Genomic DNA, 25,957 nt, shown 5'->3' on the forward strand with positions numbered 1-25,957 from the left:
GTCCGGAACCTTAACAGAGGGTATGAATGGCACCCACGGATCGGGGTGCCATGCAGGAAAGCGGAAAGGATTGCGCCTCAGCGGCGATAGGTCTGACCACCGGCATCGAAGAGATGCATCTTGGCCTGCTCGGCGGCAAAGCGCAGTGTGGCGCCCTTCTCCACCTTGAAGATGCCGGGCAGCTTGGCGATGATCGGCTCCTCGTCGGAGAGGCCCTCGATGTAGAGCAGCGTCACTTCGCCGAGTGCCTCGACGATGGCGACCTTGCCTTCGAACAGGTAATCTTCGCCGGTCGTGACGGTCAGATCCTCCGGCCGAATGCCGAAGCTCGCGGCCTTGCCCTTTTCCGAGGCGGCCGTTGCGACGGGCACCGAAATCAGCTTGCCGCCCTTCAGCGCGATCCGGGTGGTCTCACCCGTCTCGGTCACGGTCGAGGGAATGATGTTCATGGCCGGCGAGCCGATGAATTTCGCGACGAACAGGTTCTGCGGCCGCTCGTAAAGTTCGAGCGGCGCACCCACCTGCTCGATGCGGCCGGCCGACAGCACCACGATCCGGTCGGCAAGCGTCATCGCCTCCACCTGGTCGTGGGTAACGTAGATCATCGTGGTATCCGGCATGCTCTCGTTGAGCTTGGCGATCTCGATTCGGGTTGCCACGCGCAGGGCCGCATCGAGGTTGGAGAGCGGCTCATCGAACAGGAACACTTTCGGATCGCGGCAGATGGCGCGGCCGATTGCGACACGCTGGCGCTGGCCGCCGGAGAGCGCCTTCGGCAGGCGCTCCAGATATTGCGTCAGCTGGAGAATATCGGCGGCGGAACGGACGCGGCGGTCGATCTCCTCCTTGCTCTCCCCGGCGATGCGCATGCCAAACGCCATGTTGTCATAGACCGTCATGTGCGGATAAAGCGCATAGGACTGGAAGACCATGGCAATGCCGCGCTTCGACGGCGGCACCTCGTTGACACGGTTGCCATCGATGAACATGTCGCCGCTGGAAATCTCCTCCAGCCCCGCGATCATGCGCAAAAGCGTGGACTTGCCGCAGCCGGACGGCCCGACGAAGACGACGAACTCGCCCTGCCGGATGTCGAGGTCGATGCCGTGCAGCACCTTCACCTGGCCATAAGCCTTGCGGATATCCTTCAGCACCAAGCCAGCCATGTCTCTCCCCTTCTGAAGCCTCTCGACCCGTTTTCCATGTCCCGGGCAAGGTTTTCGTGTGTTCCGGAGGTCCGGGAGGAGCTGCCCACCCGGACCCGATCGTGAAAAATCTCAGGCCAGCCGCGCGAAGAAGGCGCCCCAGGCCGGCAGCGTCACCGAGCGGCCGTCAAGCACCGCCTCGAAGCCATGGCCGGACAGCACCTCCCACTCACCGGGCGGCAGTTCGCTGACCGCTTCGTCCGCGCTCATGTTGAACAGGCACAGCAGCGTCTCGTTGCCGAGGCTGCGGGTATAGGCGAGCACGCCGTCGGTCGGTGCGAGGAAGGCGATGTCACCCTTGGCAAAGGCCTGATGCTCGCGGCGGAAGGCGAGGAAACGGCGGTAATGCTCCATCACCGAAGTCTCGACGCCCTGCTGCACGTTGACCGCCCTCAGCTGATGCTCGACCGGGATCGGCAGCCAGGTCTTTTCCGCGGTGGAGAAGCCGGCCTGCACCGCATGGTCATCCCAGACCATCGGCGTGCGGCAGCCATCGCGGCCCTTGAACTCCGGCCAGAACTGGATGCCGTAGGGATCCTGCAGGTCGGCATAGGCAATATCCGCTTCCGTCAGGCCGAGCTCCTCGCCCTGATAGATGCAGACCGAGCCGCGCTGCGTCAGCAGAATGGCAGAGAGCAGCTTGGCATAGGCCTCGCGGTCCATCACGTCGGCGCCCCAGCGCGACACATGGCGCACCACGTCATGGTTGGAGAAGGCCCAGCAGGCCCAGCCTTCCGGTGCTGCCGCGGCAAAATCCTTCTGCACTTCGGCGACGCGCGCCGGCGTCAGCGGGTCGGGCGCCAGGAATTCGAAGGCATAGCACATCTGCATCTTGTCACCGCCGGAGGTATATTCTCCGACGATTTCAAGGCCGCGCTGGCTGTCGCCAACTTCACCCACGGCGGCAATCGCCGGGAACTCGTTCAGGACCGCACGGAAGCGCTTGAGGAATTCGAGATTTTCCGGGCGGTTCTTGTCGTAGATGTGTTCCTGGAAATTGTACGGATTGACCGCCGGCGCCGTGGAGGCATTGCGGCGCTCGGGCGCCAGCGACGGATTGTCCCGCAATTCCCTGTCGTGGAAATAGAAGTTGATGGTGTCGAGACGGAAGCCGTCGACGCCGCGCTTCAGCCAGAAGCGCACCACGTCGAGCAGCGCATCCTGAACCTCGGGATTGTGCAGGTTCATGTCCGGCTGGGAGGTCAGGAAGTTATGCAGGTAATACTGCATGCGCGTCGGATCCCAGGCCCAGGCCGAGCCGCCGAAGATCGACAGCCAGTTGTTGGGCGGCGTGCCATCCGGCTTGGGATCGGCCCAGACATACCAGTCCGCCTTCGGGTTGAAGCGGCTCGAGCGGCTTTCGATGAACCAGGCATGCTGGTCCGAACTATGCGAGATGACGAGATCGATCATCACCTTGATCTTCAGGCGATGCGCCTCGGCGATCAGCGCGTCGAAATCCGACAGCGTGCCGAACATCGGATCGACATCCGTGTAGTTCGACACGTCATAACCGAAATCCTTCATCGGCGACGGGAAGAAGGGCGAGATCCAGATGGCATCGGCGCCGAGCGCTGCGATATGCGGCAGGCGGGCGGTGATGCCCTTCAGGTCGCCGACACCATCGCCGTTCGAATCCTGATAGGAGCGAGGATAGATCTGGTAGATGACCGCGCCGCGCCACCAGTCGGCATCCGGCGCTTCGATCGTCTGGGAGGAAGCAATCATTGACGTCAAACCTTGAAAAGAAAAATGCTCAGCCGCCCTTGACCGAACCGGCAAGGAGGCCGCGCACCAGATAGCGTTGTAGCCCGAAGAACACCAACAGCGGCACGATGATCGTGACGAAGGCGGAGGCCGTCAGGATTTCCCAATTGCCGCCGCGCGAGCCGAGCAGCGCATTCAGCGCCCCCGTCAGCACAAGCTGATCGCGGCCGGTGCCGAGGAAGACGATGGCCACCAGGAGATCGTTCCAGACCCAGAGGAACTGGAAGATGGCAAAGGAGGCCAAGGCCGGGAAGGACAGCGGCAGGACGATCTTCAGGAAGATCTCGAAATCGGAGGCGCCGTCGACGCGGGCGCTTTCGATGATTTCCTTGGGAAGTCCGGCAATGTAGTTGCGCAGCAGATAGATGGCGAGCGGCATGCCGAAGGCGGTATGCGCCAGCCAGATGCCGGCATAGGTTTTCGACGAGGTGCCGAAGAAATTGCCCACCTCGTTATAGAGCCTCAGAAGCGGGATCAGCGACATCTGCAGCGGCACGACGATGAGGCCGACGACCATCGCGATGATCAGAGCGCGACCCGGAAAGCTCATCCAGGAGAGCGCATAGGCGGCAAAGGCGGCAATCAGGATCGGGATGATGGTGGCGGGGATCGTCACCGTCAGCGAATTGATGAAGGCCTGGCCGATGCCCTCGCCCTGCAGCACGGTCTGATAGTTCGTCAGCGTGAATTCCGGCGGGGTTGCGACCGTCAGATAGATACGCTTGCCGCGCGAACCCTCGAACGGGCCGTTCTTGGTGTAGACGTAACTGCCGTCGCTCTCGATGGTCAGCGTCTCGCCTTCGCCGAGATCAGCCGGTTCGCCGGCCGGAAAGGCCGCCGGCTCCTGAACGCGCACGCCGAAGGAGCGGACGGTTCCGCCCTGGCCCTGTTCGAAGACCGAGCCGGTGATCACGTAGCTGGCACCCTCCTGCCTTGCGGTGGAGGGATCGCCCAGGCGGCCGGCGCTGGTCTGGGTGGAACTGCTGAACGAGGTCCACCAGCCGGAGGTGGTGATCTGGTCCTTGTCGCGGATCGAGGTGACGAGAATGCCGAGCGTCGGGATCAGCCACAGGATGGCGATGGCGAGAACCGACAGGTGAACGATCAGCCGCGGCAGGCCGACGCGCTTGAGGCGAAGGGAAAGGCTTGCCATCTCAGTGTCCTCCGGCGTCGCGATTAGCCTGGCGGATGTTCCAGATCATGATCGGCGTGACGGCCGCCATGATGACGAGCGCGATCACTGCGCTGCGGCCGCTGTCGCCGCCGCCGCGGAACATCCAGTCGAACATCAGATTGGCGAGCACCATCGTGTCCCACTGGCCGTTGGTCATGGTCAGAACGATGTCGAAGACCTTCAGGACGAGAATGGTGATCGTCGTCCAGACGACGGCAATGGTGCCCCAGATCTGCGGCACCATGATCTTCCAGAAGATCTGCCAGCCATTGGCGCCATCGATGACGGCCGCCTCGATGGTTTCCTCCGGAATGCCGCGCAGGGCGGCGGAGAGGATCACCATCGCAAAACCGGTCTGGATCCAGATGAGGATGACCATCAGGAAGAAGTTGTTCCAGAACGGCAGGGCGATCCACACCTGCGGATTACCGCCGAGCATGGTGACAAGCGCGTTCAGCAGGCCGATCTGCGTATCGCCGGCACCGCGATACTCATAGATGAACTTCCAGATGACCGAGGCGCCGACAAACGAGATCGCCATCGGCATGAAGACGATGCTTTTGGCGATATTGCCCCACCAGATGCGGTCGGTCAGCACGGCGATCACCAGGCCAAAGAAGGTGCAGGCGGCCGGCACCACGGCAAGCCAGAGAATGTTGTTGAAGATCGATTGCCGGAAGCCGGCATCGAAGAAGGCCCAGCGGTAATTGGCAAGGCCGACGAAGGTCTGGCCACCACGATCATAGAAGGACAGGATGAGGGTCGCGACCACCGGGTAGACGAGATAGATCCCGAGCAGCAGCAGTGCCGGCCCGAGAAACAGCCAGGGCCGGATGACCGCGCGACGGTTGAGATTGCGCGACGCCTGCGTCACATCGCCATCGCGCACCGGAAGCGCCAGGTTCAGAACCTTGTCGGACAGCCAGTAGTAAAGAGCGCAGACGAAAACGCCGACGATCATCACGCCGACGGCCGAGACGATCTGCGATACCATTTCCCCTCCTCATGGTCCTGCCTGGACCCGTTTATACCGGTGATCATGCCGGCTGTTTGTGAAGGCAGAAAGGGGGCGCCGCCGACCCGTCAGGCCTGCGGCGCGCCCCGGTTTGCGCCCGTTACTTCAGACCGTCCCAGGCCTTCTGGATTTCGTCGCCCACCTGCTGAGCGGACTTGCCGCCGACGAAATCGACCATGCCCGTCCAGAAGGCACCGGCGCCGATCTTGCCCGGCATCAGGTCGGAACCGTCGAAGCGGAAGGTCGTTGCCGTCGTCAGGATCTCGCCCTGCTTCTTCAGCGCGTCATTGGCATAGGCTTCGGTCTTGACGCCCTTGTACGGCGTCAGGAACCCGGACTGCGCCATCCAGACCTCATGTGCGATCGGCGTCTTCAGGAAGTCGATGAAGGCCTGCGCCGCCGGCGAATCCTTGGTGATCGTCACCAGCGTACCGGCGCCGAGCACCGGCGTGCCGAGTTCCGGCTTGGAGGCGAAGGTCGGCATGTAGAAGAAGTCCGCATCCGTGCCGAGCTTGGTGCCTTCCGGGAAGAAGGTCGGGATGAAGGAGGCCTGGTGATGCAGGTAGCACTTCGGCGGAATGTCGAAGAGACCCTTCGGGCTGTCGCGGAAATCGGTCGAGGCAACGGCCGCCACGCCACCCGAGACATACTTCTCGTTCTTGGCGAACTTGCCGAATTCGTCGATGACGCCGACGACCTTCGGATCGTTGAACTTCACCGTGTTGTTGACCCAGCCGTCATAGGTTTCCGGCGTGTTCATGCGCAGCATCAGGTCTTCGACCCAGTCGGTGGCCGGCCAGCCGGTCGCACCGCCCGAACCGAGACCGATGCACCAGGGCGTGCCGCCATCCTTGACGATCTGGTCGGAGAGCGCGATCAGCTCTTCCATCGTCTTCGGGACCTTGTAGCCGGCTTCCTCGAAGTTTTCCGGCACGTACCAGACGAGCGACTTCAGGTCGGCCTTGTACGGGAAGGCGAAGAAGGCATCCTTGCCGTCCTTGCCCTTGTAGGTGCCGAGCCCGACCCAGCTTTCACCCGCGCCGTAATTGGTCTTCACCCAGTCGGCGGTGCCTTCCTTGAGGGGAACCAGAAAGCCCTTTGAGGCCAGATCCTGCAAAAGACCCGGCTGCGGCAGGATCGCGATGTTCGGGGGAGAACCCGCTTGCGTATCGATGACGATCTGCTGCTCGTAGTTTTCGGAGGACGAATACTGGACGTTGGCGCCCGTCGCATCGTTGAAATAGGCGAGCACGCTGCGGAACAGTTTCTCGTCATCGCCGCGCCAGGGGCCGAAAATCGTCAGCGTCTGGCCCTTGATGTCGCCATGCGCCTTCTTGAAATCCTCGTAGCTCTTCCAGTTGAACTTGGAATCCTGACCCGGCGCAAACTTCAGATCCGCAGCATTGGCGCCAGTAATTCCCAGGCACAGGGCAGCAACGCCCGCAAGCAAAAGATGTTTCATGCAAAACCTCCCCTTCAGAGATGTAAATCTTCCTACCCACATCGCATCGAAAGCATTCAAAGCGCTTTGAGGCGAAGTAGCCACGCCACAGGCATCGGAGTCAAGTCTCTTTTCGAATGAAGCCCGACGTATGCAACCTTGACATGAATTAGGGCAGAGGTCAGCCGTGTCCACTTTTCAATTTTCGCGACATTTTTGCGCTGATAAGGTATCGAAGCGCTTTGAATGCCGGCTGGGACAATCCGCCGCTTCGGCATGTGGGGGAACGGACACGGTGAATCTCAAGCAATTGTCGGAGCTTCTGGGGCTTTCCCAGACGACGATCAGCCGTGCGCTGAACGGCTATCCGGAGGTCAACGAGGAAACCCGCCAGCGCGTCCTCAAGGCGGCGCAGGAAACGGGCTATCGGCCGAACCGCGCGGCCCGCCGGCTTGCCACCGGCAAGGCGGGTTCGCTTGGCCTGGTAATGCCGATTTCCGACGGCCAGTCGGCGGACATCCATTTTGCCGAGTTCCAGAGCGGGCTGGCCGACGAATGCCTGCGCCACGAATTCCATTTCGTCATCATGCCGGCCCATCCCCAGCAGGAGGAGCAGGCCATTCGCGAATTGGTCAACAGCGGCAGCGTGGATGCCTATTATCTCGCCTACATGCGCGCCCGCGACCCGCGGCTGAAGATGGCGAAATCGCTGGCGCTGCCCTTCATCGTGCACGGGCGTTCGCTGGGCGTTGCGGAGGACTATCCCTATCTCGATGTCGACAATGAGGGTGCCTTTGGCCAGGCGGCGCGCTATCTGCTCGACCTCGGCCATCGGCGCTTCGCGCTGATCAACGGCCTGGCGGACCTCGATTTCGCAGCCCGCCGGCGCATGGGCGTCGAACGGGCGCTGGGGCAGGCAGGGCTTCGGCTGGAGGAGGATTGCGTCAGCAGCACGCTGATGACCGATGCGAACGGCTATCGCCACATGGCGCGCCTGCTGCAAAGGCCGGAACCGCCGACGGCTGTGCTCTGTGCCAGCACGGTGCTGGCGCTGGGCGCCGTGCGCGCCATCCGCGAGGCCGGCCTGCAGCTGGGCAGCGACATCTCGCTGATTGCCCATGACGACGACCTGATGCTGCTGAAGCCCGAGCACTTTTCGACGCCTCTCAGCACCACCAGTTCGTCGCTGCGGGAGGCGGGCCGGCGCGTGGCCGAGCGGCTGATCGCCGCGGTGACGGAGCCGGAGGCGGACATGCCAACCGCCGAATTGTGGAGCGCGGAACTGACGATCCGCGCCTCGACCGGGCCGGCGCCGTGCTGAGACGGGCCTCTCGGCCTCAGAAGCTTGGAATCGGCCGACCGACGGACCGATAGGCTGCGACCACCGTGTTGGCCATCAGCATGGCGATCGTCATCGGACCGACGCCGCCCGGAACCGGCGTGATGGCACCGGCCACCTCCGCGCATTCGTCGAAGGCGACATCGCCCACGAGGCGGGTCTTGCCCTCACCCTTTTCCGGCGCGTCGATGCGGTTGATGCCGACATCGATGATCGTCGCGCCCGGCTTCACCCAGTCCTGCCGGACCATGAAGGGCCGGCCGACGGCGGCGACGAGAATATCGGCCTGCCGGCAGATCGCCGCCAGATCCTTCGTGCGCGAATGGGCCATGGTCACGGTGGCGTTGCCGGCCAGCAGCAGCAGCGCCATCGGCTTGCCGAACAGGTTGGAGCGGCCGATGACCACGGCATTGAGGCCCGACAGGTCGGAACCGTGGATGTTGCGTACCAGGATCATCGCGCCTGCCGGCGTGCAGGATACGAGACCGCTGGCGAGATCGCCGCTCGCCACCTTGCCGGCATTGACGACATTGAGACCATCCACGTCCTTTTCCGGACGGATCGACTGGATCACCGGCTCGGAATCGAGATGCCGGGGCAGCGGCAGCTGCACGAGGATGCCATGCACCGCCGGATCGGCGTTCAGCTTGGCGACCAGCGATTCCAGTTCATCCTGCGTCGTCTCTTCGGCCAGCGAATACTGCATGGAGTTGAAGCCACACTGCTTGGCCATGCGGCTCTTGGCATTGACATAGGCATGGCTTGCCGGGTCATTGCCGACGATGACCACCGCGAGGCCCGGCTTGACGCCCGCCTCCCGCTCCAGCGTCGCCGCTGCCTCGGCCACGGTGTCGGTGACCGTTGCTGCCGTCTGCTTTCCATCAATGATCCTGGCCACGCGCCTGCCTCCTCGGGATGGACGAACAATCGCGGTCCGATGCCTGAGGCATCAAGCGTCAGCGCAGGCGGACCGTTGCCAACGCCCTAGGCCTTCGGGAAGGGCAATGCAAGGGGTTCGGCGCCCGCCTTGCCGCGAAGCGCCGCGCACCGGTTCAGCCGCGGCGGCGCAGGCGGCCCGCCTGCCCCTCATCCAGCACCGCCTGCAGCGCGGCCACCTCGGCGCGAAGACGGCCAAGCTCGGCGCGCAGCTGCAGCAGGTCGTCGTTCGAGGCCTGCGGCTGATGACGATGCGTCACCTCCGCCTCGCCGCTCATGATCGCCGCAAGCAGCGAGGGGAGCGGATGGGCATCCGGCGGCTGGCTGTGGGAGACGAGCAGATCCGCCAGTTCGTTGCCTCCGTCCGCGCCTCGATCCGTCGACACGCGCGAGCCGGTCGTCTCCCGCCGGTGCGACTTGGGGACAGTTGGTGGGGCAAGCGATGGTATTGCGACGGACGGCAAGGCGCCCTGCGGCGGCGTCAGGTGCCGGTCCGCATTGCCGGCCATCGCCGGCGGATGCGCGAAGCGAAGGGGCGGCAGGGCTTCAGCGCCTGGGAGGGCCGCGGGGCCGGCCGGATCGGCGCCGGCTTGCGTCGGTCGCAGAGGGATCGCCGCCGCCGGCTGGGCGGCAGGCGGCGGCGCGCGCATGTCGCTGACCGGCCGCCTGCCTGCCGGTCGAATTGCCTGTCCGGCAGCCTGTCCACCGGACTGCACATCTGCCCGCCCACCGACCGGCGGGGAAGATTGGGCGCGCACGGGAAATGCCGCCCAGGCAAGACAGAAGGCGGCAAGGCCTCCCATCAGCGAGGCAAGCCAGAACGGCAGGCCGGTGGCCGTCGCATCCGCGGCGCGGGCCGGCACGGCAAGTTCGGCGAGGAAATGAGGTGCCTCAGGGGTCCTGCCCGCGGCGGCCTGCGCCTCGGCAAGCGCCTTGCGGGCCGCGGCAACCGCCGCCTCCTTCTGCACATAGTCCTGCTCCGCGGGCGATACCGTGCGGCTTTCCAGCCGGCGCCGCTCCGCCTCCAGCCGGGCAATCTCGTCTGCAAGGCGGGCTTCTTCCTGCTGCCAGTGGGCGCGTTCACGCTCGATTGCCCGTGCAATCGCAGCCCGCGCCTCCTCGACGGCGGCCCGTGCAGCAATCAGCTTCGGATGACGGGGACCGAGATCCGCCGCCAGGCGATCGGCCTGCAGGCGGGCTTCGAGAAACTGCCGGCGCAGCGGAACAATCGCATCCGGATCAAGCGCTGCAGGCAAGGCCGCCTCCGTCGCGCCGGCGGCGGTCAGCCCCTTGACGGCTTCCAGCGACCGGCGGGCCTGATCGAGATCGCCGCGATGCTGACGCAACTGCCCGTCGATCTCCGGCCCGCGCGCCGCAAACGCACGCCATGCCGCGAGATCGGCATCGGTGACGGCTTCTGCTGCAAGGTCCGCCTGCGCCCGCTGCAGGGCCTGTTGCGCAGCGACCACGCGCGGCCCGGCCTCGTCGGCATCGCGCTGCACAAGGCGCGCGGCGAGCACGGCGGCGGCAGCATTGGCAAGACGCGCAGCCTCCAGCGCGTCGCGACCGCGCGCCTGAACCAGCATCTGCCCCGGCAGACCGGCCGCAAGGCTGACAGCGCCGGCGAGTTCGCGGTGAGCGGGAAGGATATGCTGCAGCAGTGAAAGCGCGGGCGCATCGGTCGCTGCCGCATCCGTGCCAGCCTCTTCCGCAAGCCTGTTGCGGATGGCATCGCGCATGCGCGGCTCGGCAAGGGCGCGATGCAGCGGCAGGAGCAGAGCCTGTACCGCCGGCTGCCCTACCCCGGGCGCCTCCACCTGCAGCACCGCCGTCGCCTCGAAATGGCGGGTGATATCGACCGGGAGCATCATCGGCATCAGCGCGCCGGCAAGGGCGGCAAAGATCAGAATCACACGCCCCCAGCGGCGATCCGCCCGGGCATCCGGCGCAAGCCTGTCGCCGGCCAGGCCGGCAAGGCTCTCAATGTCCTTCGAAGCATGCATGGCAGACCGTTCCCGGCGCAACCGGAGGCGCCTTTTCTGTGTTCGCTGCGGAAGCCGGCCTGAAGGGAGCATGACAGCGCAGCCGCCTCTCCCGCCGCGGCGAACGGCGAGACAGATGGCGAGGCCACGCGCCCTGAAACCAGAATACGCCCGTCATGGCGCTGGAAGGAAGAAGGTAAAGGATCTGCCGGGCAAGGCCCCGCTTCGGCTCGCCGTCGCATCATGCGCCGGCCGAACCGTCATCCGTCGAAGCAGGCCGCCGGGAACGGCGCAGGGGCTCCCGCCAGGTCGGCTTCCGCATTGCGAAAGGCTAAAGTTTTCTGGCAAACAAACGGTTAACGCCGGCGATCAGCCGCACCCCGCCGCGTGCAGATCCGGCACCGGCGGCAAATGCGGGCTGCGCCAGCAGCACCAGCCCGTCATGCCGGTAGGAAAGATAGGTCTGCAGCCGGATCTCGGTTTCCGGGTCGCCGGCATCGGCGATCACCACATCCGCCCCCAGCCGCTCGATCGCGCCGTCCATGGCCGAGCGGGCGCGCCCGCAAACGGTGGTCTCCAGCACGATCACCGAAAAGACGTGCCACGGCGCATGGGCACGAAACCTGTCGCGGGCCGCCTCCAGACGGGCGGAATCGGGGCCGATCAGCAGGATATGGCGGCTGTGTTCCATGAAGGTGAGCAGTGACGGCACGAAACGGTGCGGCACGAGGCTTGCCACCGGCTGCCCCGGCCGGACCAGCCCGAGCAGCGCAGCGGCAAGGCGCCCTGCCGGCAGGAGGATCTGCCCGGCAAGCCAGGTCCGGTAGACAGGATCGAGCGCGGCGCGCAACACCCTGGGCAGGTCGAGGAAAATGACCGCGCGGCAGCCAATGCGGTTCTCGGCACAGGCCGAAAGCCTGGCAAGGCTCTCCCCCCAGCCGGATGGCGGCGACGGCGCGTCGAGCGCCCGCCGTGACAGGGGCTCGAAGGCCGTCGCCGGACCGTTCATGCCCCTGCTCTGCCGATCCTGGCCTGCCGGATGAAGCGGCACGCCCGCGGATCGCGCCGGATGGCCGGGATCAGGATGGCGGGATCGTGCGGCATGGGACACTCTCAGGAAAACCTCGCAAGACAGTCAGGCGGAAGCCTTTCATCTATCAGGCCGCGGTGAAACCCGGCCTAATCCCGCCGGTCAAATCCGAGCCTGCCGATTCCGCGATCGTTAACGATGCTGTCGGTCAATGGCCGCTCTTGGCCGCCGCATCGACCTTCACGCCCTCGACGATCTTGGTCGGCATCACCTGCTTGCCCTGCGGGCGCTCGCTATTGGCGCGAATGTCGTCCTTGGAAAGATAGTCGATCTGCTCCACCAGGGGCTCGATGACATAATCGTCGCCAAACTTCTTGTTGAGGTTCTCCTTGACGCGCGTCTTGAATGCCTCGAGATCGAAGGACTTCACGTCGGACAGGTCGACCATGCGATCGCCGACGAGCAGGGTGAACAACTCGTCGGTCATCAGTTCGGTCAGCGGCAGGTGCAGGCCCTTCACCTTTTCCTTGTCCATGAGGAAGGAGACACGGGTGATGAAATAGCCCTGCACGGCGCCGTTGGCGAGGACAGGGACGTTGATCGCCTCGCCCTTCACCAGTTCGCTCTTGTCCTTCAGCAGCTGCGATTCGTCCACCGGCGGGGGCGGTGCCGCCATCTGCACGGAGAAATACACCGCGCCCAATGTCACGGCACAGACCCAGAGTCCGGTGAGGAGCAGCTTAACCATCAGGATTCGCTATAGTAGAATTGCTCTTGGGTGTAGGTGCCGTCGCCATCGGCATCGCGCACCGCGTTCTTCAGGAGATCCGCCACGGTGCGCACCGCGTTGAGATGGGCCTCGACGCGCCGCGCATTGAGCGCGAGCTTGGTCTTCAGCGCATGCATCTGCTCGATGTGATTGCTGGCGAATTCCTGCGGGCTGGTGCTGCGGAACAGCATGGTCAGCTCGTAGAGGCAGCGGCTCTTGTGCGCGTTCGACACCTTCAGGTCGAACTGCGGATCCTTGCCGATCCGCTCGTTCTCGTTGTCGATGATCATCTCCAGCCGGCCAAGGACTGTCTTGATGCGATAATCATTCGAGATAACTTCCATATGTTCGGTCCCGCCGTGCTGCGTTGTCATGCCTTGCTCCCGTCTGCCGGGGCGAGGTCGAATACCTTGCGTTCAAAATCGTCGATCATGGACAGGGCGCGGCTGCGCTCGTTCTCGTCCGTGCGGGCATTCAGTTCGCCGCCATTGCGCATCTTCTGCAGGGACTGCGAATAGACCTGCTCGGCAATGCCGACGCCGCCGCTTTCGCTGATCTGGTTGGCGATCTGTTCCGACATCATGCTCTTCCAGAATTCACCGGCCGAGCCCTTGCCGTAAACTTCCTCGCTGTCGCTGGGGAGGATGGAATTGACGAAGGTCTGCAGGACAGACGCCTCGAACTTGCGATATTCCTCCGGCATCTTGTCGGCCTTGGCCGCGCTGGCCGGCAGGTGCAGGCCGGCCTTGGTGCCGGTCTCATCCAGCCGGTCCACGGCCACGGAAAATCCCTTGTCTGTCGAGGCGAGCGAGGTTGCGGCAAAGGCCGCGCGATTTGCCTTGAGCTTCGCCTGGGCCGCCTGCACGTCGCTCGGGTCTGCTGCCCGCAGCACATCCATCACGAGATCGGTGGGAGGAGAGATCGCCACTTGAACGTCCTTTCGTCTGTGTGGCGAGACTATGCGCGGTGAAGCTTGCTTTAGGCTGGCGTGACGGCCGCGTGACGCAGAAAGTGCGGCGACTTCCGTTTCAAGCTGCTAATATTGCTTGCTTTTTCCCGATGCCAGGGTGATTTCCAGAAGATCGTAGACGGCGTTGTCGTCGCGTTCGCGGTCTTCCAGGCTCAAGGCATCCTTCATGTGATCCTCAAGACGGTCGCCCTTGGTGCGCTCGCGCAGCACGCGCGCCTCCAGCACCTGCTGCACGCCGGCAAGCTGGCTGTCCTTGACCATAAGCCGACCGAAGCGCTCCGAGTAATGACGAGAGAACTGCATGTGCAGTGGCGTCATGGAGCCGATGGCACCGATGACCAGATCCATCTGCTCGCCCACTTCGGCGCGCTGGCGGGTGGCGCCGGCCAGTTCCCCCTCCGCCATCTTCTCGAGGTGACGCTGCACGGCGACGAGCCGCTTCAGCTTGCTGGATCGGGTCTGGCCGCTGTCTGCCATGATCGCCTCAGAAGGAGTTGAACACCGGCCCGAACCCCTGCGCGAACTGCCGCACCATGGCGGCAATCGCAAGGTAGAGCATGAAGATGCCGCCGGTGACGAGATAGGGGGTGGAAATGAAGTAGACCGGGATCTGCGGCGCAAGCTTGTTGACGAGGCCGATGGCCACGTTGAACAGCAGGCCGAAGATCAGGAACGGGCTCGCCAGCCGCAGCATGATATAGGTGGAGGCCCGCAGCGTGTCCGTCATGGTGATCAGCATCTTCTGCGGCTCGATCAGCGCGCCGACCGGCGTCGCGGCATAGGAATCGAGAAGGGCGCGGAACACGATGTGGTGGAAATCCATGATGAACAGCAGCATCAGCCCGCAGAAGACGATCAGGCTGGTCACGGAGGTTTCCGAGGTGTCTTCGAGGATGTCATGGCCGCCCGGCGCCGTGAAGCCGATCGCCATGGTGAGGATGGCGCCGGCAAACTGCAGGCCGAGCACGTAGATACGGGCGATCATGCCATAGACCACGCCGATCAGGCTTTCCGAAAAGATCAGGCCGACATAGGTCGCCCCGGGCGAGGCTGCGGCCGGATAGACGCTGTCCCAGATCAGCGGCAGGATCGCCATCGAGACCGCCACCGCCAGGAACAGGCGGACATTGCCCGAAAGGCGGGCACTGGAGAAACCCGGCAGGGTCATGATGCAGCCTCCCATGCGGCAAAAGGCCAGGAAGAGCGCCAGCATGGTCCCCTGCGGGTCTGTAATCATGAAATCGAGCCCAGAATCTTGATGTCTAGCCCCTTGGCGAGTTCCACATGCGAAAGAACTGGAAGCGTCGCGAACAGGCGTTCAACGATCATTCTGACATAGGAGCGCGTCTCAGGCGAGGTCACCAGCACGAAAGGCAGGCCGCGATCCATGAATTCGCGGATCACCCGGCTCGCCTGCTCGCTGAATTCCTCCAGCGCCCGCGGGTCGATGTCGAACTCGACCACTTCGCCCTTGGGATCGCGCTTCAGCGCCTGGTGGAACAGCAGGTCCCACTTGCTGCCGAGGCGCAGAACGCGCAGCACGCCGTTGTCGGCCAGATCGCCGCACAGTTGCTGGGCCATGCGTACGCGCACATGCTCGACGATCTGCTCGGTCTTGCGCACATGCGGTGCAAGCTCGGCCACGGCCTCGAGGATGAGGTGCAGGTTGCGGATCGACACCCGCTCCGCCAGCAGGAGCTTCAGCACCGCCTGCAGGCCGGAATAGGACATGTGCGAGGAGCAGATCTCGTCGGCCAGCTTCTTGTATTCGGGATCGAGCCGGTCGATCAGGATCTTCACGTCCTTGTAGGAGAGAAGCTGCGGCAGGTTGTTGCGGATCACCTCGGAGAGATGCGTCAGCACCACCGAGACATTGTCGATGGGGTGGAAACCCTCGCGCTTCAGGTCGTCGGCAAAGGCTTCGAGGATCGAGACCGCCGGCATGCCGAAAGCCGGCTCGCGGATCTCGTCGCCGGGGATCGAGGGCTTGCGGCCCGAGCCGGTCACCACCAGCACATCGCCGACACGCAGCGTGTTGGAGGCGATCGTCGTGCCATGGATGCGGATCTGGTAGGACTTCTCCGGAATCGAGATGTCGTCGGTGACCTTGATTTCCGGCACCACGAAACCGTACTGCGTGGCGAACTTCTTGCGCATCTTGCCGACCCGGAAGGCCAGTTCCTGGTGCGCGCCGAGCAGCCGGGTGGAGACCTGCTTGCCGAGCGCCAGCTCGATCTCGGAGGTACGCAGCATGGACTTGACCGAATCCTTCTCGGTCTCCTTGGTCAGATTGACCTTCTTCTCCTCGGTCTCGCGGCGCAGCTTGTTTTCGGCCTCCAGACGGCGCGGCACGATCCAGGCGCCGAAAGCCATGACGCCGCCGAGCGCGACGAAGGGAATGAAGGGCAGGCCCGGCACCAGCGCCAGAACGCCCATCAGCGCGGCAGCCAGCGAAAGCGCGCGCGGATAACCGCCGAGCTGGTCGAGCACCGCCTTGTCGGCGGTGCCGGGCGTTCCGCCGCGCGACACGAGCAGGCCCGCCGCCAGCGAGACGACGAGGGCCGGAACCTGCGAGACGATGCCATCACCCACCGACAGCTTGACGAAGACGTCCGCCGCCTCGCCGATCTGCATGCCGTGGCGGAAATAGCCGATGATGATGCCGCCGAAAATGTTGATGGCGGTGATGATCAGGCCGGCCACAGCATCGCCGCGCACGAATTTCGAGGCGCCGTCCATGGCGCCGAAGAACATGCTCTCCTCTTCCAGCTCGCGACGGCGGCGCTGCGCCTCCTTCTCGTCGATGATACCGGCCGAAAGGTCGGCATCGATCGACATCTGCTTGCCGGGAATGGCATCGAGGGTGAAGCGGGCGCCGACTTCCGCGATACGCGTGGCGCCCTTGGTGATGACGATGAAGTTGACCGTCACCAGAATCATGAAGACGATCACACCGATCAGGAAGTCGCCGGACATCACCAGCGAGGCAAAGCCGGCGATCACGCCGCCGGCCGCATCATGGCCCTCGTGCCCGTGGGTGAGGATGGTGCGCGTCGTCGCGATGTTGAGCGACAGACGGATCATCGTGGAGATCAGCAGAATGGTCGGAAATGACGAGAAGTCGAGCGGCCGCTGGATCCACAGGGCCACCATCAGGATCAGCACCGAAAAGGCGATGGAGAAGGCCAGGCCCATATCGATCAGAAAGGTCGGAATGGGCAGGAAAAGGATGCAGAGAATGGCGATGATGCCAAGTGCGAAGCCAATGTCCCGGCCGCTGGGACTGACCTTGGGAATGGTGAGTGCAGGTGGTTGCGCCATGGAATTCCGTCTCTTCATGAGAAGGCGGCGCAACGCCTGTTACGCCGGTTCATCTGAAGCCTAGACGGCGAAGCTTGCGCGAGGCAGGCGCAGGCCTCGCGCAGCGTCAGAAGCCGGACTGGACGCGGGAGAAGACAAGCTCGGCGAAGAGATAGATCTGGCTGCCGATGAAGGGAGCCGTAAGCCCGACCGCCAGCAGAATGGCGACGATCTTCGGCACGAAGGTCAGCGTCATTTCCTGCACCTGGGTGAGTGCCTGCAGGAAGGCGACGCCGACGCCGACGACCATGGCCGCCAGAATCGCAGGTCCGGACGCGATCAGGACCGTGCGCATGGCGGCCTGCATGATTTCCAGTGCATCGGCTTCGTTCATCCAAGCCACTCCCTGCCGCCCTCATGGCAGCGATTCGATGGATCCCGTTCTACCGGGATCCGGTTGTCGCGTCGAGGCATCAGGAGCTGCTGTCGCTGCTCTCGCTGTCGGACGACGAGGTGGATTCGATGGCCTGGTCGGAGACGACGACGCCTGCCTGCAGCAGCACCTTGTCGCCGGCTTCGGTCACGGCGATCACGCCGTCCGAATAGACCTGCACTTCCTTGACCTTGCCCATCACCGTGTCGTCGGCGCTCATGACGTACTTGCCGACCAGGTCACCGGCGCGCGTCAGGGCTTCCGCCTGCAGCATGCTCTTCAGGTGGGTGTTGGTCTGGATCGTCTGTTCCACCTGCGAGAAGGAGGCCAGCTGAGAGATCTGCTCGGACGCATCCATGGGATCGGTCGGATCCTGGTTCTTCATCTGCGCGATCAGCAGCTGAAGAAAGCTGTCATAGTTCAGGCTCGCATTGTTGGCATCCGTGCTGGAGGCTGCCGCATTGGCCCAGGGGTTGGAACTGGACGTGCTGCTGCTGACCGAATCTACCGCCATGGAGCGATCTCCCGGCGGATCTGCTCGACCGTTGCCGGCGTCATCTCATGGCTGTTGAGGATGCGGTCCTCGATCGGGTAGAGCCCGCGGATCGCCTTCAGCGCGTCAAAGGCGCGGCCGCTGACGACCATGGCGTCGATGCGCTTCAGCTCCGCCAGAACCTCGTCGTTCTGGAAGCAGGAGAGCAGCATGGTGATCGACTTGCGGAACATGGAGAGCGACTGCTCCTTGCCTTCCGGGTTGATCAGCATCATCTGGGCGATGAAGTAGAGTTGGCGCAGCGGCGTCGTGGCGTCTTCCAGCTGCAGGACGTGGTTTTCCAGCAGGAAGGTCACGTCGTTGAGGAATTCGAGCGCAACCTTGCGATCGACCCGCAAGACGGCCCCGTTGATGAAGATTCGTTCGCCCGATTTCAGCGAGATGCGCAGAGTGCTTTTCATTTAAGTCCATCCCTGATGATGGTTGTCACGTCGATGAGGCCCTGGAAGTTGTCGGACTGGCGCCGCCGGATCTTTTCGCACTCCTTGAGTATCCACAGGGCAATGGAAATCAGATTGGCGCGAAGTTCGACATTCAGTTCGTTTTCCGGCTGGCGCAGGTCCTCGATGAACCTGATCCAAACGCGCCGGGTGTAAAAAAGAGCTTCGATCGCAGCGCGCGAATAATCCGACGCGTCGCGCGCGGCCTTGAGCAGCTCTATGGATCGATCAAGGGCCTGCCGCTCACGGGACTTGGCGTCAGCGACGTCGTCCTCCATGATCTCGGCATATGAAAACTGGTACATTCATGTATCCTTCATTTTCACCACTTCCCTTTGCCATCAAAGGAAGTTCACAAGGCTCAGCTGTTGAATTCGGGATGTGAGAGTGTAGGCCGCTTCGAGAAGCGCCTGCAGCGAGGTCACGCGGGTCGAGGCCTCGTAGGCATCGACACCCTGGAGATCGTTGAGATGCGTCTCGATGATCGTCTTCTGCGCCTCGAGCGAGTCATTGGCCTGGGAGACGCGCTGCGACGACAGGCCGATGGCCGAACGCTGGTCGTTGATGCCGGAGATCGCCTTGCCGATGGCCGTGGTGGCCTTGGCGGAGACGACGCTGCGAACGTTTTCCGGCATCTCGTCCGTCAGGAACTCGCTGCCGACCACGGCGGCGAACACAAAACTCCGGAAGCCCTGCTCGTTGGCATTGGTGGAGGTGCTGACCACTTCCGTCGAACTGATGCGCGTCGTCATGTCGGTCGAGGAGGCATCCGAGACGAAGGTGGACCAGAAGTCCTGGCCGCCGAGCCCGGTATGGGGCGGATCGGTCAGTGTCGTCGTGCCGTTGAACTTGGACTCCAGGTCGCTCAGGAAGGCATCCATCTGCGCCGGCGTCATATCCTCCTTCGAGGCGATGCCGTTGCTGGACAGATAGTAGTTCAGTTCCGTATCGACGGCAGCGTTGAAGGGCGAACCGGCATCCGAATAGGAGGTCAGCGGCTTGACGTCGGTATTGGTGCCGGCAAACAGGTATTCCCCCGTGACCGACGTGTTGGCGATGTCCGTGAAGGAATCGAGCGCGCTGGACATCGTGGCGCGCGCATCGCCGAGCGTCGAGGTGCTGCTGGTGAGAGCCGCCAGCGAATCGAGTACCTTCTGGCCGAGATCCGCGAGCTGGCTCAGCGCCTCCTCCGAGGAATCGAGCCGCTGATCGGCGATCGAATTGGTGGTCAGCTGCGCCTCGATACGCGAGACATCGCGGGTCAGGTCGATGCTGCGGGAGGTGGCGCCGCCCAGCGCCACGCCCATGTCGGCATGCACGCCGGTGGTGACTTCCTCGTTCGCCTTCACCAGGTCGTTCTGCGCCTTGGCCATTGCCTGGCGCAGACTGGTCTGAACGGAGATCGTCGATGTGAATGAGGTCTTCATGATCCTTATCCTGCCACGTCGATGAGGGCCTTCAGCATCTCGTCGATGGTGCTGACCAGTTTCGTTGCCGCCTTGTAGGACTGCTCGATGTCCAGCAGCAGGGACAGTTCCTCGTCGAGGCTGACGCCCGTTTCGCTGGAATGGGCTTCCACCGCCCGCGACTGGGCGGCCGTCTTGGTCTCGTCCGCTGACGTTGCCGTGCTGCGCAGATTCTCCAGCCAGCCGGCCGAGTCGGAGGCAAACGAGATCACGTCGAGATTGCCGTCGATGCCGGTGGAGGCATCGAAACTCTGTTTGGTCTGGAGCGCCTGCGAATAGCTGTCCAGCAGCGTGGAGAAGCCGGCCGAGGCATCGGTGTTGACCACATAGGCCGTGCCGTTGATGCCGCCATCGCGCACCAGCTGCGGATTGGCCGTGACGGCGGCATTGATCGAGATCTGGCCTGCAAGGCCGGGAACGACGGTGCCGGCGGTTGCAACGCTCGAATCGACGCCATTGGTGAACAGGCCGGCCTGCGGCGTCAGCGCGCCGGAGGGGCCGGTTTCGGCAAAGGCGACGATCAGTCCGCGCGCCACCTCGTCCAGCTGCGACTGGAAGGTCGGGGCAATGTCGTCGCGGATCTGCAGGAGCGCCTGCAGCGAGCCCTCGGCATCGGTGTCGGCGCCGGTACCGGCCTTCATCGCCACGCCGTCGACATAGATGGCATTGCCGGTGACGCTGGCCGTGTAGGTGGAGGTCGGCTGGAAGGAGACCGTGCGCGGGATTGTCTCGAACAGGGTGGTGCCGTCCGAGGTGTAGATCGCCACGTCATTGCCCGGACGGGTGACGGTGGATATGCCGACGATCTCCGAGATCTGCTTCAGCAGCGCGTCACGCGTGTCGAGCGCGTTGTTGGCATCCTTGCCGGTGATCGTGGCACGGATCACGTCGTTGTTGGCCGTCTCGAACTTGGCAAGAAGCGTGTTGAGCTTGTCGACCTGCGTCTTGATCTCTGCATCGGCGCGGGTGCGGATCGCCTGCACCTCGTCCGATGCCGTGTTGAGCGTGTCGACGACGTCCTGGGCCGAGGAAACCACCGTGGAGGCGAGCGTCGCCTCGTTGGGCTTGGCGGCATAGGCGTCGAGATCGCTGACCAGCTGGGAGAGCCGCGCGCTCGGCGAGGCATCGTAATCGTTGTTGCCGAGCAGGCTGCGCAGCTCCTCCAGGCCGGAAAGCAGCGTCTCCTGCCCGCTGGCCAGCGAGGTGCTGGTGATGGTCTGCCGGAAAAGCGTGGTGTTCTGCGCGCGTTCCGTGGTGGCGACGAGCGCGCCATTGCCCGCCGTGACCAGGACGGCAGTGCGCCGCGAATAGTCGGCGTTCTGCGCGTTGGAAATGTTCGTCGACGTGACCGACGTCTGGGTGCCGGTGTTGTTGAAGATCGACTGAGCCGTGGACAGTGCTGTGGAAAGCGACATTGTACTGAGCCTTTACGGAACGTGCGGCGGTTACCTCTTGAGGTTGACCAGCGTTTCCAGGAGTTCGGAGCCGGTCTGGAAGACCTTCGAGTTTGCCGTGTAGTTGCGCTGCGACTCGATCATCGAGGTCAGCTCTTCGCCGATGTCGACATTGGAATCTTCGAGCGCGCCGGACAGGATTTCGCCATAGCCGCTGCTGCCGGCATAACCCATGACGATGACGCCGGAATCGTTGCTCTGCGAGTAGACATTGCCGGCCAGCGGATTAAGGTTGTTCGGGCTCTGCACCGTCGCCATCGCAATGCGGTAGGTCGGGATCGACTGGCCGTTCTCGTAGAGAATGGAGACGATGCCATCCTTGCTGATTTCCACCTTGTCGACCGAGCTTGCGCCCTGGCCGTCGATGTCGCCCTCTGCGGAGTAGTCGCTGCCGAGCTGCAACAGGTCACTGATGTCGATGTCGATGCCACTGAGCGTGGCCCCGGCAATCGTCTGGCTGGTGGTGCTGATGCTGGTCGGCGAGGACAGCTTGCCGAGACCGTCAAAGGTCAGCTCGTAACCGGTGCCGTTGCCGTCCGTCGATGCGGAAACCGAGGAAACGGCCGTGCTCTGGCTCAGGCCGGACAGATCGACGGTGAGCGCGCCGAGCGTGCCGTTTGCGGTGGTGGTGAACGAGGCCGAGCTGGTCAGGTTGCCGGAGGCATCGAAGGTGAGCGAGGACGTGCCGATCGAGGTGGTGCCGTCCAGCACTTCCAGATCCCAGCCCGAGGCCGTCTTGGTGTAGTTGTAGCTCAGCGTGTGGGCGGAGCCGTCGCTGCCATAGGCAATGGCCTTGGTGGAATAGGTATCGCCGGTGGCCGCCGCAGAGTTCAGCGTGCCCGACAGGGCACTCGTTGCGGAGGCAGCCGCCGTCTGGCCGGTGATAGACACGCCGTTATACTGGATGTCGAGCGACCAGGTGTTGTTGGCCGTCTTCGTGTAGACCAGGTTCAGCAGACGGGAATTGCCCTGCGAATCATAGGCAACCAGCGAGGAGGATTTGGAATAGCCGACCGCCTCGTTGGCCGGAAGGTTGCCGGACAGGGAGCCCTCCTCCGAAGGCGTCGCCTGCAGGCCACCGGCCGAGACGTTGATCTCGCTCAGGCCCTCGAAGCCGTTGATGACGATGGTCGGGTCCTCGGTCGAGGAATAGGGATAGCCCATCAGCGTGAAACCGGCCGCATTTTGCAGCGTGCCGTCGTCCTGCACCTCGAAATTGCCGGCGCGGGTCAGATATTCGACGCCGTCGGCGCCCTGGACGATGAAGAAGCCGTCGCCGTTGATGGCGAGATCCGTGGTCGAGGTGGTGTAGCTGAAGGAACCCTGGTCATTGATCGAGTAGCGGATCGTGGAATTGACGCCGCCGGAATTGTAGCTGCCGTTGGAGGACGGCAGGATCATCGACGAAAACTGCGCGGACGACTTCTTGTAGCCGACAGTGCTCGAGTTGGCGATGTTGTCCGCCACCGTGCTGAGACGGTTTGCCTGAGCATTCATACCGGACACACCGGTGCGCATCGTTCCATAAAGGCTCATATCAAATCCCCGTTTTGCCTATGCTGGCGACACTAGATCACGGGCCTTGCGTGAAGCTGTCTGTCTCGACCTCACTCCTCGTCTTGCGCCTTGCCGTCAGCCCGGCGGGTACGCGCCGTTCTTTCGACGAAGCCTAAAATACAACCCCGGAAACCGACGTCGATTTCCGGGGTTGTACATGTTTAACGCTTGCTGAAGGGGGGCTTTCGGAGCCGCCGGCCTGTGTCAGTTCCAGTCGATGCAGTAGCCGAGGAACCGCTTGGAATCGATCGGATCGAAACCGAGCTTCTTGCGCAGCTTCTTGCGCAGCTTGCTGATATGGCTTTCGACGACGTTTTCCTCGACCTCGTCGTCGAAGATGCCGTAGATCGCGTTGAAGATCTGGGTCTTCGAGACGCGACGGCCGCGATTGGCGACCAGATATTCGAGGATGCGGCGCTCACGCCGCGGCAGCGGGAAGATCTCGCCCTGGATCTCCGGGTCGCGACCATCGGAGAACACCCGGATCGGACCGATGTCGGTGTAGTTGGCAATCGCCTTCAGGCGCCGGCGGATCGCCGCCGCACGTGCAAGGATCTCGCGGGGGTGGACCGGCTTGCGCACAACGTCATCGACGCCGCTGTCGAACAGCGCAAGCGTGGCTTCCAGCGAGTGATGATCGCTGACTGCGATCACCGGGGCCTGGGTGCGGTCGCGGATGGCCCGCGGCAGCTCCAGGGAGCGCTCGGTCTGACCGATGAGGAAAGCCTCCACCGCGTCGATATCCGTATCGGCCGCCGTGTTGACCCATTCCCCGAATTCCTTCGGATCAAACCCTGTCGAGGGAACTCCCTCGCGCCCAAACAGTGAAGTGTAACCTTCCTTAACGAGCTCACGCTCATCAACCACTACGATCATTCGTCCGCCTCCGAATCAGTGTGGTGCCTCGATGCAGTATGCGTACGAATCGAGGGATTCACGGACAACTACACAAAGTTAACCATAGAATTTAAGAGTTGATTAACCATTGTGTCGCGATTTGGCCCATATTTAGTGGCTTAGGGCCCGAAACGGCACAAGCGCACCGCAAAAAAGTTAATTTTTTATGACACAGCCTTCGACCTGCCACGTTTTGGGCCAACACGTGACAAAGGTGCGGCGAAGCACCCGATGCCTATGGTCAATCAACTCAGGATTGTTATCAACGACAAAATTCGGAGGCGCCCGGCGTCCATTTTCCGTAGCCGGTGGCGACCAGATTGGCGAGAACGCGACAGACATATCGCTTCTGGGCGGGGTCGTTATTGGGTCCCGCATGGTAACGCGCTACCGCCATGGTCCAGGTCTCATGCCGGTCATGAAGGTTGCGCAGGAACTTCGCCGCATATTCCACGTTGCGTTTCGGATCGAACATCTCGTCCGCCGAGCGAAAATTCTCGCCATGGAAATGATGGTTGATCTGCATGCAGCCGATGTCGATGAGCTTGCGCCCCTCCCGCTCCGCCGCGCGAAAGACCTCCAGCGCGTCCGCCCGGCTGTCCGGGAAATAGGCCTTGCCCTCGATGTTGAGCGCCCAGGGATAGAGGCTGCCCTTGCGGCCGGTCTCGGTGAGACCGACCGAATAGAGGATGCCTTCGGGAATGCCGTATTTGGCGGCCGCCGACTGGATCTGCGTTTCACAGGCACCGGGCGCGACGGCAAGGGCCTCAGACGTAGAGATGGTCAGGGCGAGCGCCGCCAGTGCCGGCAGCGCCATGATCCGTCGCAGCTTCATTCTCGAACATTCCCGCAGTCGATCCGCCTCCCGGCTGGGAGGATTGTTGTTCACGCCCCGGCTGGCCGCCCTGTCCCTGGCCGGAGCCGGCCGCCGTCTGCTGCCCCGGCCCGTCCTGCTGCGCCGCCTGCGTCACGGAGGACGAGGGGGCGATGGAAACCGTCACCTGGTCCACGGAGAAGCCCTGGGCGCGCAGCGCATCGAGGATGCCGCTGCTGTCCTGCGTCAGTTGCTTGTGGGCCGCGCGGGTCTCCACGGTGAGCTGCACGTTCAATTCGTCGCCGACCAGCCGCAGCGTGGCGGTGACGGTGCCGAGATCGATCGGCGTCATCTGCAGCTTCAGCGTATTGACCACGTTGCCGGTGCTGCTCTGGGCCGCCGCGTTGGACAGCGAGGCGCCCGGCTGCATGGCGCCAGCCCATTCCGGATCGCCGGACATGGCCGCCGTCAGCGCCGCGCCGTTGACCGACTGGCCGAAGCCGAGGAAGCGGCGGGAATCCAGCACCGCGATGGTCTCGGCCTGGCCGGTCGTGGCGCTGCGTGTCTCCACGCTTGCCAGCCCGTCCCTGCCGGTGCCGATGATCATCTCCATGCTCGCGCCCTTGCCGCGCGACGAGGAGAAGCGGAAGGTCCGCTCATCCGTCGAAAGTGTCTGGCCGCTCGGCAAATCCAGGCTCTGCGGCTCGCCGGACAGTGCCGCGAGTTCCGCCTCCGCCGCCGAGGCAACCGCCTGGCTGCGGTCCGCTTGCTTGTCTTCGCCGGCCTGACGGCCACTGGCGCGCGTCGCTGCCCCCGCCTGCCGGCCTGCCAGCGTCGCGTCGGCCTGGCTGGCGCCGGCGAGCATGGACAGAACGCTCGTCAATCCATCGGGCGCCGTACTGGCCTGGACGGTCTCCGCCGCCTCGCCCTTGCCGCCGTCTGCAGCCTCGGCACTCGCCGTCTCGCCATCGCCCGTGGAGCCTCGCCTTGATACGTCCGTTGCGGCCGCGGTCTTGCCGATCCTGCTGCGCAGGCCTTCCCGGTCGGCGGCCTTGTCCAGCCCGGCCTCGCTTGCCACGCCACCTGCCGCCTTGCCGGTCTTTGCCTCGGATGACAGGCCTGCCTGCATGGCGGCCAGCGCCCGCGACCGTGCCAGTGTCGCGGCACTCAGTTCGACCCGTGGTGTGGACCCTGTTTCGTCCGTGTCCGATACGCCGGTGCCGGCATCGGAATCCGCCTGCGTCTCGCGCCCGGCGCGGTCATCGGCCGCGCGGCGGCTGCCCTGCTCCAGGCTCTCGAGGGCACTGCCGAAGCCTCCCTCGCCACCCTCCGACCGTGCGCCCGAGGAAATTCTGGACGCGGATGTGGGATCGCCGGCCGCAGCCCGCGTCGGTACATCAACAGCAACCATGAAA

General features: G+C 63.7%; 25 protein-coding genes. 1 reads left to right on the forward strand and 24 read right to left on the reverse strand.

Features of this window, described 5'->3' with window-relative positions:
- Positions 1 to 77: 77 nt before the first annotated feature.
- The 5 genes from KLP42_RS18540 to KLP42_RS18560 all read right to left on the reverse strand — a co-directional run bounded on the left by KLP42_RS18540 (position 78) and on the right by KLP42_RS18560 (position 6,623).
- Positions 78 to 1,166, reverse strand: coding sequence for an ABC transporter ATP-binding protein (locus tag KLP42_RS18540; protein ID WP_215568441.1), 1,089 nt, complete (start codon positions 1,164 to 1,166; stop codon positions 78 to 80).
- Positions 1,167 to 1,277: 111 nt separating this feature from the next.
- A complete protein-coding gene (gene bglA, locus KLP42_RS18545) occupies positions 1,278 to 2,933 on the reverse strand; it encodes a beta-galactosidase BglA (RefSeq protein WP_215568442.1) in 1,656 nt (551 codons plus the stop codon).
- A gap of 28 nt (positions 2,934 to 2,961) precedes the next feature.
- Positions 2,962 to 4,125, reverse strand: a complete 1,164-nt coding sequence (locus KLP42_RS18550) for a carbohydrate ABC transporter permease (protein WP_215568443.1) — start codon at positions 4,123 to 4,125, stop codon at positions 2,962 to 2,964.
- Position 4,126: 1 nt separating this feature from the next.
- Positions 4,127 to 5,140, reverse strand: coding sequence for a carbohydrate ABC transporter permease (locus tag KLP42_RS18555; protein WP_215568444.1), 1,014 nt, complete (start codon positions 5,138 to 5,140; stop codon positions 4,127 to 4,129).
- A 121-nt stretch (positions 5,141 to 5,261) separates the two neighbouring features.
- A complete protein-coding gene (locus tag KLP42_RS18560) occupies positions 5,262 to 6,623 on the reverse strand; it encodes an ABC transporter substrate-binding protein (RefSeq protein ID WP_215568445.1) in 1,362 nt (453 codons plus the stop codon).
- Between the two features lie 274 nt (positions 6,624 to 6,897).
- Here KLP42_RS18560 and KLP42_RS18565 point away from each other — a divergent pair, with 274 nt between their 5' ends.
- Complete coding sequence (locus KLP42_RS18565; RefSeq protein WP_215568446.1) at positions 6,898 to 7,923, forward strand: LacI family DNA-binding transcriptional regulator; 1,026 nt, start codon at positions 6,898 to 6,900, stop codon at positions 7,921 to 7,923.
- 16 nt (positions 7,924 to 7,939) lie between these two features.
- On the opposite strand, the gene folD is transcribed toward KLP42_RS18565, so the two are convergent.
- The 19 genes from folD to fliK form a co-directional block, all read right to left on the reverse strand.
- Positions 7,940 to 8,839 carry a bifunctional methylenetetrahydrofolate dehydrogenase/methenyltetrahydrofolate cyclohydrolase FolD gene (folD, locus tag KLP42_RS18570; RefSeq protein ID WP_215568447.1) on the reverse strand — a complete coding sequence of 300 codons (900 nt, stop codon included), beginning with the start codon at positions 8,837 to 8,839 and terminating at the stop codon, positions 7,940 to 7,942.
- A gap of 154 nt (positions 8,840 to 8,993) precedes the next feature.
- Positions 8,994 to 10,880, reverse strand: coding sequence for a hypothetical protein (locus KLP42_RS18575; RefSeq protein WP_215568448.1), 1,887 nt, complete (start codon positions 10,878 to 10,880; stop codon positions 8,994 to 8,996).
- Positions 10,881 to 11,190: 310 nt separating this feature from the next.
- Positions 11,191 to 11,868 carry an MDR/zinc-dependent alcohol dehydrogenase-like family protein gene (locus tag KLP42_RS18580; protein ID WP_215568449.1) on the reverse strand — a complete coding sequence of 226 codons (678 nt, stop codon included), beginning with the start codon at positions 11,866 to 11,868 and terminating at the stop codon, positions 11,191 to 11,193.
- Between the two features lie 229 nt (positions 11,869 to 12,097).
- The gene (locus tag KLP42_RS18585) at positions 12,098 to 12,637 is read right to left on the reverse strand and encodes a hypothetical protein (RefSeq protein WP_215568450.1); all 540 of its coding nucleotides are present in this window, start codon (positions 12,635 to 12,637) and stop codon (positions 12,098 to 12,100) included.
- On the reverse strand, positions 12,637 to 13,002 hold the full coding sequence (locus KLP42_RS18590; protein ID WP_215568570.1) for a hypothetical protein: 366 nt from the start codon (positions 13,000 to 13,002) through the stop codon (positions 12,637 to 12,639). Before KLP42_RS18590 ends, KLP42_RS18585 begins: the two co-directional genes overlap by 1 nt.
- Positions 13,003 to 13,028: 26 nt before the next feature.
- Positions 13,029 to 13,586, reverse strand: coding sequence for a rod-binding protein (locus KLP42_RS18595; protein ID WP_215568451.1), 558 nt, complete (start codon positions 13,584 to 13,586; stop codon positions 13,029 to 13,031).
- 108 nt (positions 13,587 to 13,694) lie between these two features.
- Positions 13,695 to 14,105 carry a hypothetical protein gene (locus KLP42_RS18600; RefSeq protein WP_215568452.1) on the reverse strand — a complete coding sequence of 137 codons (411 nt, stop codon included), beginning with the start codon at positions 14,103 to 14,105 and terminating at the stop codon, positions 13,695 to 13,697.
- Positions 14,106 to 14,112: 7 nt separating this feature from the next.
- The gene (fliR, locus tag KLP42_RS18605) at positions 14,113 to 14,865 is read right to left on the reverse strand and encodes a flagellar biosynthetic protein FliR (RefSeq protein ID WP_215568453.1); all 753 of its coding nucleotides are present in this window, start codon (positions 14,863 to 14,865) and stop codon (positions 14,113 to 14,115) included.
- The gene (gene flhA / locus KLP42_RS18610) at positions 14,862 to 16,949 is read right to left on the reverse strand and encodes a flagellar biosynthesis protein FlhA (RefSeq protein ID WP_215568454.1); all 2,088 of its coding nucleotides are present in this window, start codon (positions 16,947 to 16,949) and stop codon (positions 14,862 to 14,864) included. Before flhA ends, fliR begins: the two co-directional genes overlap by 4 nt.
- Before the next feature lie 106 nt (positions 16,950 to 17,055).
- Complete coding sequence (fliQ, locus tag KLP42_RS18615; protein ID WP_215568455.1) at positions 17,056 to 17,322, reverse strand: flagellar biosynthesis protein FliQ; 267 nt, start codon at positions 17,320 to 17,322, stop codon at positions 17,056 to 17,058.
- A gap of 79 nt (positions 17,323 to 17,401) precedes the next feature.
- Positions 17,402 to 17,875, reverse strand: a complete 474-nt coding sequence (gene flgD / locus KLP42_RS18620) for a flagellar hook assembly protein FlgD (RefSeq protein WP_215568456.1) — start codon at positions 17,873 to 17,875, stop codon at positions 17,402 to 17,404.
- Positions 17,866 to 18,315 (reverse strand): flagellar biosynthesis repressor FlbT, encoded by a 450-nt coding sequence (flbT, locus tag KLP42_RS18625; RefSeq protein ID WP_215568457.1) that lies wholly within the window; start codon positions 18,313 to 18,315, stop codon positions 17,866 to 17,868. Before flbT ends, flgD begins: the two co-directional genes overlap by 10 nt.
- Positions 18,312 to 18,659, reverse strand: coding sequence for a flagellar biosynthesis regulator FlaF (flaF, locus tag KLP42_RS18630; protein ID WP_215568458.1), 348 nt, complete (start codon positions 18,657 to 18,659; stop codon positions 18,312 to 18,314). Before flaF ends, flbT begins: the two co-directional genes overlap by 4 nt.
- Before the next feature lie 36 nt (positions 18,660 to 18,695).
- Positions 18,696 to 19,781: a flagellar hook-associated family protein gene (locus tag KLP42_RS18635; protein WP_215568459.1), complete on the reverse strand. Its 1,086-nt coding sequence runs from the start codon at positions 19,779 to 19,781 to the stop codon at positions 18,696 to 18,698.
- 5 nt (positions 19,782 to 19,786) lie between these two features.
- Positions 19,787 to 21,235, reverse strand: a complete 1,449-nt coding sequence (gene flgK / locus KLP42_RS18640; protein WP_215568460.1) for a flagellar hook-associated protein FlgK — start codon at positions 21,233 to 21,235, stop codon at positions 19,787 to 19,789.
- Positions 21,236 to 21,265: 30 nt separating this feature from the next.
- Positions 21,266 to 22,810 carry a flagellar hook protein FlgE gene (locus KLP42_RS18645; RefSeq protein ID WP_215568461.1) on the reverse strand — a complete coding sequence of 515 codons (1,545 nt, stop codon included), beginning with the start codon at positions 22,808 to 22,810 and terminating at the stop codon, positions 21,266 to 21,268.
- 225 nt (positions 22,811 to 23,035) lie between these two features.
- On the reverse strand, positions 23,036 to 23,707 hold the full coding sequence (gene rem, locus KLP42_RS18650) for a transcriptional activator Rem (RefSeq protein WP_215568462.1): 672 nt from the start codon (positions 23,705 to 23,707) through the stop codon (positions 23,036 to 23,038).
- Positions 23,708 to 23,990: 283 nt separating this feature from the next.
- Positions 23,991 to 24,563 (reverse strand): transglycosylase SLT domain-containing protein, encoded by a 573-nt coding sequence (locus KLP42_RS18655; protein ID WP_502941315.1) that lies wholly within the window; start codon positions 24,561 to 24,563, stop codon positions 23,991 to 23,993.
- On the reverse strand, positions 24,496 to 25,953 hold the full coding sequence (fliK, locus tag KLP42_RS18660) for a flagellar hook-length control protein FliK (protein WP_215568463.1): 1,458 nt from the start codon (positions 25,951 to 25,953) through the stop codon (positions 24,496 to 24,498). Before fliK ends, KLP42_RS18655 begins: the two co-directional genes overlap by 68 nt.
- Positions 25,954 to 25,957: the final 4 nt, after the last annotated feature.

Source organism: Rhizobium sp. CSW-27, assembly GCF_018760785.1.
GTDB lineage: Bacteria > Pseudomonadota > Alphaproteobacteria > Rhizobiales > Rhizobiaceae > Neorhizobium.

Coding starts and splice junctions, on each gene's coding strand:
- flaF (WP_215568458.1), bottom strand. CDS start 18,659: ATGTACCAGTTTTCATATGCCGAGATCATGGAGGACGACGTCGCTGAC.
- KLP42_RS18645 (WP_215568461.1), bottom strand. CDS start 22,810: ATGAGCCTTTATGGAACGATGCGCACCGGTGTGTCCGGTATGAATGCT.
- flgK (WP_215568460.1), bottom strand. CDS start 21,235: ATGTCGCTTTCCACAGCACTGTCCACGGCTCAGTCGATCTTCAACAAC.
- bglA (WP_215568442.1), bottom strand. CDS start 2,933: ATGATTGCTTCCTCCCAGACGATCGAAGCGCCGGATGCCGACTGGTGG.
- KLP42_RS18585 (WP_215568450.1), bottom strand. CDS start 12,637: ATGGTTAAGCTGCTCCTCACCGGACTCTGGGTCTGTGCCGTGACATTG.
- fliK (WP_215568463.1), bottom strand. CDS start 25,953: ATGGTTGCTGTTGATGTACCGACGCGGGCTGCGGCCGGCGATCCCACA.
- KLP42_RS18635 (WP_215568459.1), bottom strand. CDS start 19,781: ATGAAGACCTCATTCACATCGACGATCTCCGTTCAGACCAGTCTGCGC.
- fliR (WP_215568453.1), bottom strand. CDS start 14,865: ATGATTACAGACCCGCAGGGGACCATGCTGGCGCTCTTCCTGGCCTTT.
- fliQ (WP_215568455.1), bottom strand. CDS start 17,322: ATGAACGAAGCCGATGCACTGGAAATCATGCAGGCCGCCATGCGCACG.
- KLP42_RS18655 (WP_502941315.1), bottom strand. CDS start 24,563: ATGAAGCTGCGACGGATCATGGCGCTGCCGGCACTGGCGGCGCTCGCC.
- KLP42_RS18560 (WP_215568445.1), bottom strand. CDS start 6,623: ATGAAACATCTTTTGCTTGCGGGCGTTGCTGCCCTGTGCCTGGGAATT.
- KLP42_RS18550 (WP_215568443.1), bottom strand. CDS start 4,125: ATGGCAAGCCTTTCCCTTCGCCTCAAGCGCGTCGGCCTGCCGCGGCTG.
- flbT (WP_215568457.1), bottom strand. CDS start 18,315: ATGAAAAGCACTCTGCGCATCTCGCTGAAATCGGGCGAACGAATCTTC.
- KLP42_RS18580 (WP_215568449.1), bottom strand. CDS start 11,868: ATGAACGGTCCGGCGACGGCCTTCGAGCCCCTGTCACGGCGGGCGCTC.
- rem (WP_215568462.1), bottom strand. CDS start 23,707: ATGATCGTAGTGGTTGATGAGCGTGAGCTCGTTAAGGAAGGTTACACT.
- KLP42_RS18555 (WP_215568444.1), bottom strand. CDS start 5,140: ATGGTATCGCAGATCGTCTCGGCCGTCGGCGTGATGATCGTCGGCGTT.
- KLP42_RS18540 (WP_215568441.1), bottom strand. CDS start 1,166: ATGGCTGGCTTGGTGCTGAAGGATATCCGCAAGGCTTATGGCCAGGTG.
- KLP42_RS18575 (WP_215568448.1), bottom strand. CDS start 10,880: ATGCATGCTTCGAAGGACATTGAGAGCCTTGCCGGCCTGGCCGGCGAC.
- flgD (WP_215568456.1), bottom strand. CDS start 17,875: ATGGCGGTAGATTCGGTCAGCAGCAGCACGTCCAGTTCCAACCCCTGG.
- KLP42_RS18590 (WP_215568570.1), bottom strand. CDS start 13,002: ATGGAAGTTATCTCGAATGATTATCGCATCAAGACAGTCCTTGGCCGG.
- KLP42_RS18600 (WP_215568452.1), bottom strand. CDS start 14,105: ATGGCAGACAGCGGCCAGACCCGATCCAGCAAGCTGAAGCGGCTCGTC.
- flhA (WP_215568454.1), bottom strand. CDS start 16,949: ATGGCGCAACCACCTGCACTCACCATTCCCAAGGTCAGTCCCAGCGGC.